This window comes from Sporolactobacillus sp. STSJ-5, from assembly GCF_024385605.1.
Taxonomy (GTDB): domain Bacteria; phylum Bacillota; class Bacilli; order Bacillales; family Sporolactobacillaceae; genus Sporolactobacillus.
Window position 1 is genome coordinate 165,520 of record NZ_JANFOJ010000001.1, and the last position, 14,220, is coordinate 179,739.

Annotated in this window: 11 protein-coding genes; 1 reads left to right on the top strand and 10 read right to left on the bottom strand. The window is 44.2% G+C overall.

The genetic code is table 11. The features are described 5' to 3' along the window. Positions 1-14: 14 nt before the first annotated feature. The 6 genes from NOM01_RS00920 to NOM01_RS00945 all read right to left on the bottom strand — a co-directional run bounded on the left by NOM01_RS00920 (position 15) and on the right by NOM01_RS00945 (position 9,178). A complete protein-coding gene (locus tag NOM01_RS00920; RefSeq protein ID WP_255745582.1) occupies positions 15-1,058 on the bottom strand; it encodes a rod shape-determining protein in 1,044 nt (347 codons plus the stop codon). A 114-nt stretch (positions 1,059-1,172) separates the two neighbouring features. Further along, positions 1,173-1,859 carry a RadC family protein gene (gene radC / locus NOM01_RS00925; protein WP_304654712.1) on the bottom strand — a complete coding sequence of 229 codons (687 nt, stop codon included), beginning with the start codon at positions 1,857-1,859 and terminating at the stop codon, positions 1,173-1,175. 187 nt (positions 1,860-2,046) lie between these two features. After that, complete coding sequence (locus tag NOM01_RS00930) at positions 2,047-3,051, bottom strand: SPOR domain-containing protein (protein ID WP_255745584.1); 1,005 nt, start codon at positions 3,049-3,051, stop codon at positions 2,047-2,049. 173 nt (positions 3,052-3,224) lie between these two features. Then, complete coding sequence (locus NOM01_RS00935; RefSeq protein WP_255745586.1) at positions 3,225-4,922, bottom strand: sensor domain-containing diguanylate cyclase; 1,698 nt, start codon at positions 4,920-4,922, stop codon at positions 3,225-3,227. A 191-nt stretch (positions 4,923-5,113) separates the two neighbouring features. Beyond that, a complete protein-coding gene (locus NOM01_RS00940; protein WP_255745588.1) occupies positions 5,114-6,427 on the bottom strand; it encodes a bifunctional folylpolyglutamate synthase/dihydrofolate synthase in 1,314 nt (437 codons plus the stop codon). Between the two features lie 117 nt (positions 6,428-6,544). Continuing rightward, entirely contained in the window at positions 6,545-9,178 is a 2,634-nt protein-coding gene (locus NOM01_RS00945) for a valine--tRNA ligase (RefSeq protein ID WP_255745590.1), read from the bottom strand. 499 nt (positions 9,179-9,677) lie between these two features. Here NOM01_RS00945 and NOM01_RS00950 point away from each other — a divergent pair, with 499 nt between their 5' ends. After that, on the top strand, positions 9,678-9,860 hold the full coding sequence (locus tag NOM01_RS00950) for a hypothetical protein (RefSeq protein WP_255745592.1): 183 nt from the start codon (positions 9,678-9,680) through the stop codon (positions 9,858-9,860). 4 nt (positions 9,861-9,864) lie between these two features. On the opposite strand, the gene NOM01_RS00955 is transcribed toward NOM01_RS00950, so the two are convergent. The 4 genes from NOM01_RS00955 to NOM01_RS00970 all read right to left on the bottom strand — a co-directional run bounded on the left by NOM01_RS00955 (position 9,865) and on the right by NOM01_RS00970 (position 14,129). Continuing rightward, the gene (locus NOM01_RS00955; protein ID WP_255745594.1) at positions 9,865-10,917 is read right to left on the bottom strand and encodes a protein kinase family protein; all 1,053 of its coding nucleotides are present in this window, start codon (positions 10,915-10,917) and stop codon (positions 9,865-9,867) included. Next, positions 10,889-11,860: a hypothetical protein gene (locus NOM01_RS00960; RefSeq protein WP_255745596.1), complete on the bottom strand. Its 972-nt coding sequence runs from the start codon at positions 11,858-11,860 to the stop codon at positions 10,889-10,891. The genes NOM01_RS00955 and NOM01_RS00960 overlap by 29 nt, the downstream gene beginning before the upstream one ends. Continuing rightward, on the bottom strand, positions 11,850-13,124 hold the full coding sequence (locus NOM01_RS00965) for a LysM peptidoglycan-binding domain-containing protein (protein WP_255745598.1): 1,275 nt from the start codon (positions 13,122-13,124) through the stop codon (positions 11,850-11,852). The genes NOM01_RS00960 and NOM01_RS00965 overlap by 11 nt, the downstream gene beginning before the upstream one ends. A gap of 330 nt (positions 13,125-13,454) precedes the next feature. Continuing rightward, entirely contained in the window at positions 13,455-14,129 is a 675-nt protein-coding gene (locus NOM01_RS00970; RefSeq protein WP_255745599.1) for a DUF421 domain-containing protein, read from the bottom strand. Between the last annotated feature and the right edge of the window lie 91 nt (positions 14,130-14,220).

Below are 14,220 nucleotides of genomic sequence, written 5' to 3' on the forward strand. Positions count from 1 at the left end.
AACTTTGAACTGAATTATTTTCTTTTGGCAGCGGAAATCGAATTCGCCTTTGAACGAATTAAAGGCAAATTTTCTAATGAACGGCCCGTACCGATTGCGACGCAATCGAGTGGACTTTCCGCTACAATAACCGGCATTTTAGTCTCATCGCTGAGCACATGATCCAAATTATTCAGAAGCGCTCCGCCTCCGGTCAGCACAATTCCCCGATCCATAATATCCGCTGCAAGTTCTGGCGGCGTTTTTTCAAGGGTTACCTTTACTGCTTCAACAATTTGATTGACTGAGTCATGCAGTGCTGAGGCTATTTCCTTACCCGACACTTCGATCGTTTTAGGAAGACCAGACAGAAGATCCCTGCCGCGCACTTCCATCTTTGCATTTTCCATTTCTTCCGATCCTCCGGCAGAACCAATTTCAATTTTTAACGATTCCGCCGAACGTTCGCCAATCATCAGATTGTAGGTTTTCTTTACGTACTGAATGATCGCTTCATCCATATCGTCTCCGGCAATTCGGATGGACTGACTGGTTACAATTCCGCCAAGCGAAATAATAGCAACCTCAGTTGTTCCTCCGCCTATATCGACTACCATGCTTCCTGTCGGTTCCCAGACCGGAAGATCTGCTCCGACAGCAGCTGCAAAAGGTTCCTCAATCGTATATGCTTCGCGTGCACCAGCCTGCTTTGTTGCGTCTTCAACCGCACGTTTTTCAACGGCCGTAATTCCGGATGGAACACAGACCATCACATTAGGTTTGCGTGAAAATATTGAGCGCTGCTTTTGCGCTTGATTTATAAAATATTTCATCATGGTCGCTGTTGTTTCAAAATCCGCAATGACACCATTTTTCATTGGCCGAACGGCTACGATATTGCCAGGCGTACGTCCGATCATATTCTTAGCCGGAGTTCCTACCGCTTCAATCAAGCCGGTATCCGTGTGCAGAGCAACGACAGATGGTTCTCTGACGACAACACCTTTTCCTTTTACGTACACTAAAGTGTTCGCCGTACCAAGGTCTATGCCCATATCTCTAGAAAATCCGCCAAACATCTATGTAATCTCCCTTCAGGTTGCAAAACTCATACACTTGATTATATCTTAATTGATCTTGAATTTATAGGGGCTGAGCGAAATGACCGTAAAATCTCTGCCTAGTCCCACTCATTAAAGTAAGCCTTTCTGCTTCAAACTGATAAAACGCCGATCACCAATCACAATATGGTCCAAAACATCAACACCGAGCATCTTCCCGCATGAAGCAAGACGCTTGGTAACGTCGATATCTTCTCGGCTGGGCGTCGGATCACCGCTTGGGTGATTATGAAAACAAATAATGGACGCAGCAGATTGCCTGACCGCTTCCTTGAATACCTCACGCGGATGAACAATGGACGCATTCAAACTTCCGACAAAGATTGTTTTCTTGTGCAGCACTTGATTCTTTGTATTCAGGAACAACACGACAAAGTGTTCCTGCTTCAAGACACGCAGCTCTTCCATGACATAGTCTGCCCCGTCTTCAGGTGAGCGGATCGCGTAGCGGGAATCATGAACCATTCTCGCCATCCGCTGCCCAATTTCGAATCCCGCCAGAAGCTGAACTGCCTTTGCTGTGCCAATACCCTTGACCTGTTTCAATTCTTCGATACTCGCTTCCTTGAGGAGATCCAGTCCCTCAAAACGGCAGACAAGGCGTTCGGCAAGCTGCATAACAGATTCATTTCTGGTGCCCGAATGTAAAAGAATAGCCAGCAGCTCCTGACTGGAAAGAGCAGATGCACCTTCGCGAATCAAACGTTCTCTCGGGCGATCCTCCTGGGGTACATCCTTCATCATAATATTCTTGACCATTTTCAATTCCTCCATTCTGCATGGCAATACCTGTTAAAATACAGCATATCTTGTTTCAGAAAACTCTGCAGAATGGAAAACAGTGAAAACGTGAAGGTTTTGCAGGCTGTTGCTCATTATTTTCGACATAGATCTCATGTTTATGTCACAAAAATAGAAAATCCGGCTAAATTAAATTTTTCTAACATTATGGATGGACGAGATCATTATAATCAGCAAGTGTATTCAAAAGTTCCTGCTGCAGAGCAAGAAATTGAGCACTATAATTCTCATTCGACACTTTTCCGATCACTTGGCGTGCCATCCTCGCATGATTCAGTAAAGATTTCGCTTTTGTATTTTCAGCACTTTTTGCCGCATTCTGATAAAGCTTGTCCACTGTTTTCAAAGAACTGGCATTTGCCGCATGTGTGCCGTTCTTCGATTGTTCCATTAATGAAAGCAATCCTTGAATCAATTTTTTATAGGCCAGTGCAGCGTCGGACTGCGATTGTTTCTTTAAGATCGTCTGACTAGCTTTAATGGGTATTTTCTTTTTGAACACAGTCATCCCTAGGCCTTTGAAATGGGCGAGCAATTGAGTCGCTCCTGCATCCGTCTGGGCAACACCGACAAAGATTGCTGTTCCCCCTGTAACCGGCATCACTGCTGCCGGTCCATGGCTTCGGAGCTCACTTGCGATCTGCTCCGCTTTGTCTGCTGAGCCAAAAAGTCCTGCCTGAATGACATATACGGACAAATTCAGATCATTTTTCGACACCGCTTCTGATCTTTCTTTACCCGATTGAGCTGACTCATTGTTACTCGTCCATGTATCATTAGATTTCGGATTCTGCTCATTGAAAATCATAAGCATCGTCAGACCAATCGCGAGGCCGACAACTAAAGCAGCAGCTGCCGGAAGCCAAATGAACCGAATTGTCGCTAACGGACCGAATGATTTGCTCGAAGACGAGTGCCATTTCTTTCTTCGATTTAAAATAAAATGCTTCGGTTTAACAAATGCATCCTCATCGACAATCGTTTGCGTTTGACGGTCCGTTGGTACATGCTCTTCGGAGAACGCGGCATTCCAGTCCAAAGACTTATCCTTATCTGCCGCTGTCTCACGCCTTGTCCATTCTTCCATCGTGTGCTTTTTCCCATTGAATGTAATCGTTACTTGAGGCATTTTTTTGTTTTTTTCGGGCATATCGACCATCGATCCCCCTTACACGAAACGAAACTCTGCTTCCGAATAGCTTAGCATAGCAGAAATAAAAAAGGACGAGACATTTGTCGTCTCGTCCACAATTTTTTTCGCTGTTTTTTTCACAAATTCATGTATTTAAGCGATCAGGCGGAATCAGTACAAGATCCTTTCAATTAAATATAACGAGCAACGCGGTTTTTCCCTTGCTGCTTGGCTCCTTTATACATAGCGTGATCCGCATTGTAAATCAGTTCAGAAGGATCTGTCGCATCAACCGGCGCAGTCGATGTACCCAAACTTATGGTGACAAGAATCTTGTCATAGCGGTTCTCCGATTCGTTGAAAATCATAAATGCTTCTGCAGCAACTGCCAGTCGAATCGTTTCTGCAATTGCAAAGCACATATTTCGATCCATTCCCGGTAAAAGTACTGTGAACTCTTCGCCTCCATACCGGGCAACCGTGCCCTTATGACCGACTGTTTTTCGCAGACGATTGGCGACACCGATCAAAATAGCATTGCCGTTCTGATGTCCGTACGTATCGTTAATCTGTTTAAAATTGTCAATGTCCATCATAATAATCGAAAAGACCTCTAATGATGGATTATTATACATTTTATTGATTGCTTTCATCATATATCGATAGTTAAACAAGTCGGTGAGCGGACAGCGCTCGCTTTCTTTCTTGCGAATTTCAAAATTCTTCGCGTTTTCAAGGCTGATTGCGAGGAAATCGCCGACAATCTCGATACCAATTCTGCTGGTGTTCGTATAAGATTTCGACATGTGGGATGCCAGTGTCATCACACCGATCACCTGCCCGCGATGCATCATGGGGACAGAAAGATATGATTTTGCTTGTCCATTCGAAAGCGCATCGAGAAAAGGGTACAGATCACCCGCATTCCCTGATCCGATAATCGCCTTTGCTTGCCTGAAAACACTCAGGCTGATATCTGCTTCTTGCTGAAAGGGTACAAAGAATTCACCTTGGTCCTTTCTGTACATCCGGACAAGCTTCGGCCGTTCAGGCTGAGTGTACAAAACCACATAGAGATAATCAACTGGAAGCATGGTCGGCATTTTTTCAAAAAGCAGATCGAAGACGTGACTGACAGACAGTTCTTCTGTTAGTTGCTGGCCAAAATGATTGACACTTTGCAAGAAACGAATTAATTCTTGGTTATTGTTGATTTGACGCATGATAATTGAAAGTGTAACCATTGGTATCGCAATCATCAGCATCCCCAGCCAGGCCCAGGACGCATACATCAGGTAAAAAGCAATACCCAGCGGCATCATCAATAAGGTAATTGTGATTTCCCACACAGAATCTCGGTCAAACATCTTAACCTTAATAGGCGTACTTAAAAGCCATTTGCGAATGAACATAAGTGCAACCGTATTTGCCAAATATGCTGAGAAATAAAAACCGAAAATCGGGAGCAAACTCAGTTCAAGCACATTAACTGTAACTTCCGTCGCTTTTCCACCCAGGGCAAAATAAGTTGAACCAGATGAAATGGAGACAAATAGAAACATAGTCAAATTAATTGGAATGCGGTAGGCATCCGTTTTTCCGATTTTCTGAGTGAGCAAATAAACAATAATACAAAATTGCGTCATTAACGTTTCAACAAAGAATCCGAAAATCAAGAATGTAGCGAGTCCAATACCTTGGAGAACAATAATATCCGTTCCTTTTACTTTAAAACTAAAGAGTCCGGTAAGTACAAAAACAATCGTCACAGTTAATAAAGAAGCAGGTGTAATGTTCCGCGGCGGATCGATCGTATAAATGATCGGCAGAGAAAAAAAGAATGTCAGGATCCAAATAGCAGTAATTACCCGTTGTTTTATTATGGACAATCGCACTTCCTCCTTTATGCTAGCCTGTGCGATTTTGGAGATTGATCATCTATTATCCTAATACTATTTTACTACTAATAATAATGTTAATTGTAGCAAAACAAAAACAAGTTGAAAATGGTTTTTCAAAACCTTCTCAACTTTTTGTAATAATGTACTATTTAAGAACCGGTTTCGTAAAATTCAACTCCTTAGCGCAACCGTTCGCCTGTGAGTAATTCGTCGCGGACAACCGCAATAAAATAAAGTGAGCCGCAAATCAGTAAAAGTTCGTCTTCACCAGTCTCACCAATCATTCGATGAAGTGCCGCTTTCCAATTCGAATTCTGTCTTTTTTTCGCATGCAGTGAAGCGTTATACAGCAAATCACTGCTTGCAGCACGAGGAAAATCAAATGTAGTGAACGTAATGTCGTCAGCTGCTTTTTCAATCAACTGAACCATTTTCTTATATTCCTTATCCTGAAGTGCAGCATACAGAAGGTGAATGGTTTTACCTCCGTAATACCTTTTCACGGTTCGAACTAGTGCCTCTGTCCCTTGAACGTTATGAGCGCCGTCAATGACAATCTGCGGATGATTCATCATCCGTTCAAACCTCCCCGGCCATGCCGCCCTTTTCAACCCGATGCGGATCGCCTCCACACTCACAGCAATGCCGCAATACGTCGATAGATAGCAAACGGTCATTAAAGCCGCGGAAGCATTTTTCAGCTGATGCTCGCCTTTCATATGTATCGTCAGTTGGCAAAATTGCCTCAAACCTGCATCAAAATTGAAATGTTCTCCTTCGCTGTCATGACCAAGCGGACTGAAAGTAAATGCATCGTTCAGAATAAATAATTTTGATTCTTTTTCCGCTGCTTTCTCACGAATTACTTCAAGGGCTTCCGGATGTTCCGCTGTTGTCACAATACCGGTATTCTGCTTGATAATGCCCGCTTTTTCAAAGGCAATCTGTTTAATTGTATTACCAAGAACCTTCATATGATCCATGGCGACATTCGTAATCACAGATACAAGCGGGTGAATGACATTTGTCGAATCCAAGCGTCCGCCTAGACCGACCTCATAAATGACGAGATCACATGGATTGAGCAAGCCGAAATAAACGAAACTAATCATTGTCACCGCTTCAAATTCAGTTGGGCTGCCAAAATCAGTCTCATGGTCTACGGCAATCGTCAAGGGGTACACCATGTTTGCCGCTTTAATTAGGTCTTCGTCGCTGATCGACTGACCGTTCACCATCATCCGCTCATTAAAAGAAGTGATGTAAGGGGATGTGTAGGTCCCGACTTTCATACCGGCAGCCTCGTAAATGTGCCAAAGGAAACAAACAGTTGAGCCCTTTCCGTTCGTACCGCCTACGTGAACTGCTTGGATTCGGCGTTCCGGATTTCCCAGCTTGTCCAGCATCCATTCCATCCTCTCAATGCCCGGCTTGATTCCAAAAGGAATAAGACTTCGAATCCATTGCAAGGCTTCGTTACATGTTTCAAACATTTTCCAACCCTCCGAATAGCAATTCTGAACCTTAAAAATAATTAAGAAAACGGCGGCGGATCAGTCGAATCCCGCCACCGTCGCATCTCAGTGATAGTAATCTCTATTTTATCCTAATCAGGCGTTCAATTCAGCAATTCTTGCTTGTAATTTATCACGTTTCTGCATATAATCTGCTTGCTTTTCGCGTTCTTTGGCAACAACTTGTTCCGGTGCCTTGTCAACGAATCGTGAATTGCCCAATTTTTTCTCAACACGCTCAACTTCGGCGTTCATCTTGTCCAGTTCTTTATTCAAACGGCTAATCTCATCTTCAATATTAATCAGACCGGACAGCGGCAGATAAATATCAGCGCCGGAAATAACGGCGGAAACCGATTTATCCGGAGCTTGAACATCCGTTCCAATCTGCAGAGTCGCAGGGTTACAGAATCGTTCAATATAGTTCTTATTTGCTTCATAAATTTTCGTTTCTCGCTCTGAAGCCGTTTTGATCAGCATATCGACTGGTTTCTTTGGTGCGACGTTCATTTCCGCACGAATGTTGCGAACAGAACGAATGACCGTTTGCAGAGCACTCATTTCTCTGTCAGCTTCAGCATCATTCCATTCCGATTTCACCGTTGGCCAGTCACTGTGCATAATCGTTTCGCCTTCATGGGGAATATGCTGCCAAATTTCTTCAGTAACAAATGGCATGATTGGATGAAGCATTTTAAGAATCTTATCCAACACATAAGTCAAGATCGACTTTGTAGTTTGCTTTGCAGCTTCGTCCTCGCCATAGAGTGGCAGCTTCGCCATTTCAATGTACCAATCGCAGAAATCATCCCAAATGAACTGGTAGAGGTAGTGTCCAGCTTCACCAAAATCGTAGCTTTCATAAAGCGCTGTGACTTTTTCAATGGTTTCATTCAAACGAGTCAAAATCCAGCGGTCGGCAACAGACTGTTTTCCGGACAAATCGATATCGTTTAGAGAGAATCCTTCAAGGTTCATAATGACGAACCGCGAAGCGTTCCAAATTTTATTTGCAAAGTTCCAATTCGCTTCGACCTTCGACCATTGGAAAGTCAGATCCTGGCCCGGGGTCGTGCCTGTCGCCAAAGTATAGCGAAGTGCATCAGCACCGTATTTTGCAATGACATCCATCGGATCGATGCCGTTGCCGAGCGATTTGCTCATCTTCCGTCCTTGTTCATCACGTACAAGGCCATGTATGAGAACATCTCTAAAAGGACTCTTACCGGTAAATTCTGTTGACTGGAACATCATACGTGCGACCCAGAAAAAGATTATATCATACCCGGTCACAAGTGCGTTTGTTGGAAAATAGCGTTTAAAATCCGCTGCCTTTTCATCCGGCCAGCCCATTGTTGAAAATGGCCAGAGTGCCGAGCTGAACCAAGTATCCAGCACATCTTCATCCTGTTTCCAGTTTTCAATATCCTTTGGCGCTTCCAAGCCGACATAAACTTCTCCCGTTTGTTTGTTATACCACGCCGGAATGCGGTGGCCCCACCACAGCTGTCTGGAGATACACCAGTCACGAATGTTTTCCATCCAGTGCCTATAGGTACCTTCGAAACGTTCAGGAACAAAATTCACTTGATCATCAGTCTCTTGCATCTTCAGCGACGCCTCAGCGAGCGGCTTCATTTTGACAAACCATTGTGTTGACAAAATCGGCTCGACAACAACACCGGTCCGCTCGGAATGTCCGACAGCATGTGTATGCTCTTCAACATAGGCAAGGTCACCGGATGCCTCAAGATCCTTCACAATCTGCTTACGGCATTCGTCACGATCGAGGCCCTGATATTTACCAGCAAATTCATTCATTTTTCCGGTTTCATCGATAACCAGAATTCGTGGCAGATCATGTCTTTTGCCGACTTCGAAGTCATTCGGGTCATGTGCCGGTGTAATTTTTACAGCACCGGTTCCAAATGATTGATCCACATAGCTGTCGGCAACAATCGGAATTTCGCGTCCCACAAGCGGCAGAATCGCCTTTTTGCCGACGATGTCTTTATAGCGTTCATCGTCAGGGTGTACGGCAATGGCCGTATCGCCCAGCATCGTTTCCGGACGAGTCGTCGCAATTTGGATTGACCCTGAACCATCGGCAAGCGGGTAATTTACGTGCCACAGGAAGCCCGGTACTTCTTTATAAATTACCTCAATATCAGACAATGCGGTGCGCGCAGCCGGATCCCAGTTGATAATATACGCGCCGCGGTAAATCAGTCCTTTTTCATAAAGCTGAACAAAGACTTTGCGTACCGCTTTGGACAATCCCTCATCAAGGGTAAAGCGTTCTCTTGAATAATCGAGGGACAAACCAAGCTTTGCCCACTGCTTCCTGATAAACGTCGAATACTCTTTTTTCCATTCCCAAGCGACTTCAAGAAACTTCTCACGTCCTAAATCATAACGCGATTTTCCTTCCTCGCGCAGCTTTGCATCGACCTTAGCCTGAGTTGCAATACCGGCATGATCCATACCCGGTAGATAAAGTGCGTCATAACCCTGCATTCTTTTAAAACGGATCAGCAAATCCTGCATCGTCGTATCCCAAGCGTGGCCAAGGTGCAGCTTGCCCGTTACATTCGGAGGCGGAATAACAATCGAATACGGCTTCTTTTCCGGATCTCCTTCCGCTTTAAAATAATCTTTTTCCAGCCAAGTCTTATACCACTTTTCCTCAGTCAGGCTCGGATCATATTTCGTTGCCAATTCTTTATCCATCATTTACCGCTCCCTTGAATCTCTATTTTCATGCTCACTTCAATGAGCCGGATGAACGCAAAAAAGAGTTTTCTTCGTCACAAGGACGAAGAAAACTCCGTGGTACCACCTATATTCACGCGTACATGTCGCGTCTCATTCATTCGATAACGGATTCCCGGAATTTCCTAATTGACCCATTAGAGTCGTTCAGAAAGACTGCTCAAGGGCTACTTCCACATCTTTGGCTAAAGAAGCTTTTCAGCGCAACAGCTTCTCTCTCTTATAGAGGAAGTTCAAAAACTCTGCATTCCTCTTCTAGCTTAACAATGTGTACTACTCCCTGTCCCAGCATTTTCACTCTGACACAGAACTTGATGTGTTTTGTATTTATTATATATAGTTACTGTTCTGCTCGTCAATGCTCATTGGAAAAAAATTCGATCACATAGGCAAAACAGTTTTCATAAACTATAGCATAGCCAGTCTGGATTCTTTATAAACGAAAGGAGCTATGCATATGTTCAAAAATAATCGATTTCAACCCTTTTTAAAAAAATGTCGTGAAGGACTCAGTGTTGTTGTGCTTCCACTTGCCCTTTTCCAACTCATTCGTACCATTTTTCTGCCGACATCCATGGATGTGATGCTTACCGCTCTTCTTTTTTTTCTTTACGTCGGTTATTTAAAAAAGTGGCTTTGACACATCATTGATGTTCTTTTTCATCCTTTTCATTCGCAGCCTTTTCTTTCGCTTTTCGCTCTTCTTCTCTTTTTTGTTCCTCATCCATTCTCTCTTTTATCGATGTGAACATGTTCATGTGCGTTCGGCAAAGATCGATCCAGCGCTTAACAAACCATTGCTCATCGATTTGTCCTGAATAGAGATATCTGCTGAGTAATTCAGCATGCGCGCTCGGAAATAAAAGAAAATGAGTAAGAAAATTTTTCTCTTCATCGTTCAACGGACAAGCAGCACGATACGATTCATAAAATCCTTGCCAATCCGTTTGTTCCGATCCAAGCATGGCATTTGCCTGTTCAAAAAGCATGGCGGTTTCCACAACAAAAAAGCCGTCTTCGCTATTTTCGAAATTCGTCAGACAGCTTCTTTCATTTTCAATCAGCAAATGAAGCGGACTCAGGCGCCCATGGCAGAGTGCACGCCGCATCGTCTTGTTTTTGCCTTCCTCATCTTTCTCATGCGAAAAGAAATCGCGCGCACGCTGCATATTCTCGAGATAAATAAACGCAGACTTGAGCACAGCTTGCTCAAACGGGGACGGATAGACATGATGCTCCGCTTTGTAAAGAAATTGCTCCCAGATCATTTGCCGCTGGTTCAGCACACGCACCATACCCTGATAGAGACTGGTACTGTCCGCTTTTTTTTCAAGTGTTTTTCGATGTAGCTGACCCGCCTTGATAAAAAGGTGGCGGTATCGTTCCTGAAGATTCGAAGGATCAACGGTTTCAGTGAACCAGGGCAGCAAATAATAACTCGTTTCCGTTCCGCGAATCACCAAGTCGCCATATTTAGACGGAAGCGGACAAACCGCATCGATAACCATGCGGCGTGTCAACGTATAAACAGTTTGAAGACTGCGGATTTGCTGATCGTTCAATACTTTCTGCTTTAACGCAAATGAACCGACCGGAGTGTCGACACGGATCAAACTGCCTCGAACGGCAAGATTGTAAGGCACGAGATCATAATGAAAAAGTATTCGATTAATCCGATTGTTGTCCGTCTGCTCCACGTGCCGCACCCCCACCCGCATCTCCGGATTGCGCAAAAACGGATTTGAATAAATGGATCAGCTTAATTTTCTGATCCCATATTTGCTTAAACTCCTCGATTGAAAATGGATCGCTTTGCATTTGTTCCCTATTGATTCCAGATTCAAGCAGTCGCATCCATTCACCGGGTTCAAGCCACTCTGCCTGCAACAAATCGGCGGTTTCACGATCAAAAAGCTTTTGATCCTTCAATGCCTGAAAGAGGTTGTTCATGGATTGCTTCCTATGATCCATGCTCTCTGCCAAAAAGAAGCGTGCTAATAATCTGCACCCGTCAACGGGCCGTGACTGACCGAGTTCAAGGAATAAGGTATCAAAAATGGCTGTACATGACTGAAGGGAAAAGTCCTCCGGCAGAATGAATGCCGAACGTCGATTTTGATATGGCTCTCTCAATCGATCTGCTTCCTCAGCACGTGCACAGGCCGATGAAAAGCAGGAAGATACCATTTTCCAAGTATCGTGATCTTGAAATCCGATCTGTTTCGCCTGCTCATACAAGCTGCGCACACGGACTGAAGCAGAGTTCGGCACTTCTTCAGCTGGAACATCACGACTATATTGGACAAGTCGAGTCAATGCAGTTGCCAAGAGTGCTTCATTTCCATCCAATTGGACTGGTTCTAAAGGTGCGTCATGACATGTTACTGAAAGGCTGCCCATGCGGACCGATGGCAGTCCTGAACGAGTCACATACATACGGTCAATGAAAAAGTCGTCATTGATCAAGCGCTCACGCCACTTCAGATGCAGCTTCAACAAGGCTTCATTCTGCCAAATTCTTATCTTCTTTCTGCCTCTTTCTGTTTCTACAAGAAGCGGCCGCTCTTGCACGACTCTTAATTGTCCAAAATAATAATTAGCTTGTAAGGCAGACAAAAGGACACCTTGCTCATTTGTCATCCTGTGCCGCCTTAGCAGTCTTTGGAATATAAAGAAGTTCGCCCGCTTCAATGTCTCCTGAAGTCAAATCATTTTTCCGCAGCAGACTAGTCACCGGAACATGGTACCGTTCCGAAATTTTTTCTAACGAATCACCGGACTGGACAATACAGATTTTCACCCGAGTCTTTTGCTCTGCTTCATCACCAGCCAGCATTTTGGTCAAAAAGAGACTGGTCGCGTCAGCCTTCTTCTCTTTACCTGTGCTCTCATCCTGCGCACTTTCTGTCTCAGAAATCTTTTCTTCATTTTGAGCTGCAGGAGTCGGGGCTGGTGAAGCTGGTTGCGCACTTGGAGCGGCTGCTTCTGACCGGCCTGAGGACTGTCCTTTAAAAGCAACAAGCGGTGCACCGCTTTCTTGAGGTTCGTCTTCCGGTTTTCTAAAGGCCTCATATTGAAAATCCGCATCTGCTTCATCATTCAATTGATCTGTCGGCATTTCCTCAAATTCACCGGTCAGATCATCACCCAGTGTTCTTTTACTCTTAGTTGCCGGATTCAAAGGTTTTTTCGCAGCATCTTTCTGAGCAGGCTTTTCCTCGGCTTTAGATGATGGTGTTTTGTCAGCTGCAGATTTTTTCGTCTCAGGCTTTGTTTCTGCTGCTTTCTTTTCTGCTTTAGCAGGTTTTTCTTCTTTTTTTGCAGGAGCCTTTGCTTCGGGCTTTTTCGTCGGTGCTTTCGCTTCAGGCTTTTTCGTTGGCACCGTTTCCTTCGGCGCTTCAGGCTGAGGGGCAACAGGCTGCTCGATCGGTGCTTGTGCCTTTGGTTTCTCAGTACGATCGCCCGGGTTCGTGTTCGTTAAACCGGTGATTGCGATATCCGCTTGGAGCTGAATATGCCGATGCTCGGACAGTTCGTAATCAAACGAATCAATGACGACAAACAAATCCTCCAGGTTCGGCACGCGATCTGCCGGGATGGTAATGTCTATTGGAAAATGGTGTTCCAGCGTATCGGTGCCATTACCCGTATCCATAATTTCGTCAATGGTTCGAAAAGGTGCTGAATTATGATCTGCATCACCGGTCGTATTCGAGACCTCAGCCGGTTTGTATTCCCCCGTAAGACGGAGAAAACCTTTAATGGTAACATCATTCCAATTTTCTTCCACTGTGATGTCCGGCTCTAGAGCCATGGATAATATTTCTTCAGCAGGTGCGTCATTTCTTAGCCACACCGATTCATTTATTGAAAATTGCAAGCGATCATTCGAAGATTGAGACATCCCTTCCACCCTCTCATCCGTTCTTAATACTGTTCTATGCGTGAAGTATGGAAATATGCCCAATCATTTCTGATCATATATAGGACCGATGGGGTTTGTTCAAACAAATGACGGCAGTCGCCTATCGTCTTAAGACATACAAAACCATGAATTTAAAAAAAGAAAGCCGGGCAAAAGTGCCTAAGCTTCCTTGAGGACCATTTTTCGCTTTTATTGTGCTCGTTGAAATGTAACAGGCAAGATTGCATAAAGTAAAGCCAATTCTCATCAACTCAGTAATTTACGGAATAAAAATCATGATCCCCTTTTCAAGCCACAAAAAAAGGCTTCTCACATTTTTTCAATGTATACCCCTTCATCCTTTTTCCATTCACAATAAAAGATTTCTTTGTAGCTGTGAATGTGGTGTGATCGAAGGTTCTTCAATAACCAATCCTCATTAAGGCCCGCTGCCTTCAAATTACCCCAGTCTACTTCGCCGTCATCAATAATGGTCACAGGCAAATAAACCGGTTTTCTCGGCTTTTGCAAATCCTCCATTGTCGGCGTGGCATATTGCGACTTTTTCAATACACTCACCGTTCCGTCGGTCTCCAGAACCGCATATTCCACTTCACGAATGGAGAAGACATCTTTCCTTCTTAAAAGATTCTGAAGCATGTCAATATCCAGTTTTTCTTTCTTCATCATCTCTCGATCCAAATGGCCATTTCGAATGATTATCGATGGCTGTCCTTCAAGAAATCCGCGTGAGCCGCGAAACTTTTGCGTGCACCATTCAACGACATAGATCAGCAGCCCCCACAAAGCAACCGCAAATAAAATGGAGCCTATTCCGATCTGCTTGTCATACAGAGCATTTCCGACTAATTCGCCAAGAACGATTGCGGAAATAAAATCAAAAGCTGTGATCTGGGCAAGCGTTGCCTTCCCCAATATTTTGGTCATGAAAAAAAGAGCTGTGAACCCAACGACCAACTCAATCGCAATACGAACAAAATGCATGACTCGACCACCCTCAAATCGTACGATCTCAAACTCATGCATAGTGTTTCTCAGGTTTTTACTTTTTATTAGCTCTAAATAAGAAAAAAGC

Excerpts from the sequence above, each read along its gene's own strand:
- NOM01_RS00960 (WP_255745596.1), bottom strand. The coding sequence starts at position 11,860 with ATGACAAATGAGCAAGGTGTCCTTTTGTCTGCCTTACAAGCTAATTAT.
- NOM01_RS00970 (WP_255745599.1), bottom strand. The coding sequence starts at position 14,129 with ATGCATTTTGTTCGTATTGCGATTGAGTTGGTCGTTGGGTTCACAGCT.
- radC (WP_304654712.1), bottom strand. The coding sequence starts at position 1,859 with ATGGTCAAGAATATTATGATGAAGGATGTACCCCAGGAGGATCGCCCG.
- NOM01_RS00930 (WP_255745584.1), bottom strand. The coding sequence starts at position 3,051 with ATGCCCGAAAAAAACAAAAAAATGCCTCAAGTAACGATTACATTCAAT.
- NOM01_RS00950 (WP_255745592.1), top strand. The coding sequence starts at position 9,678 with ATGTTCAAAAATAATCGATTTCAACCCTTTTTAAAAAAATGTCGTGAA.
- NOM01_RS00965 (WP_255745598.1), bottom strand. The coding sequence starts at position 13,124 with ATGTCTCAATCTTCGAATGATCGCTTGCAATTTTCAATAAATGAATCG.
- NOM01_RS00945 (WP_255745590.1), bottom strand. The coding sequence starts at position 9,178 with ATGGATAAAGAATTGGCAACGAAATATGATCCGAGCCTGACTGAGGAA.
- NOM01_RS00940 (WP_255745588.1), bottom strand. The coding sequence starts at position 6,427 with ATGTTTGAAACATGTAACGAAGCCTTGCAATGGATTCGAAGTCTTATT.
- NOM01_RS00920 (WP_255745582.1), bottom strand. The coding sequence starts at position 1,058 with ATGTTTGGCGGATTTTCTAGAGATATGGGCATAGACCTTGGTACGGCG.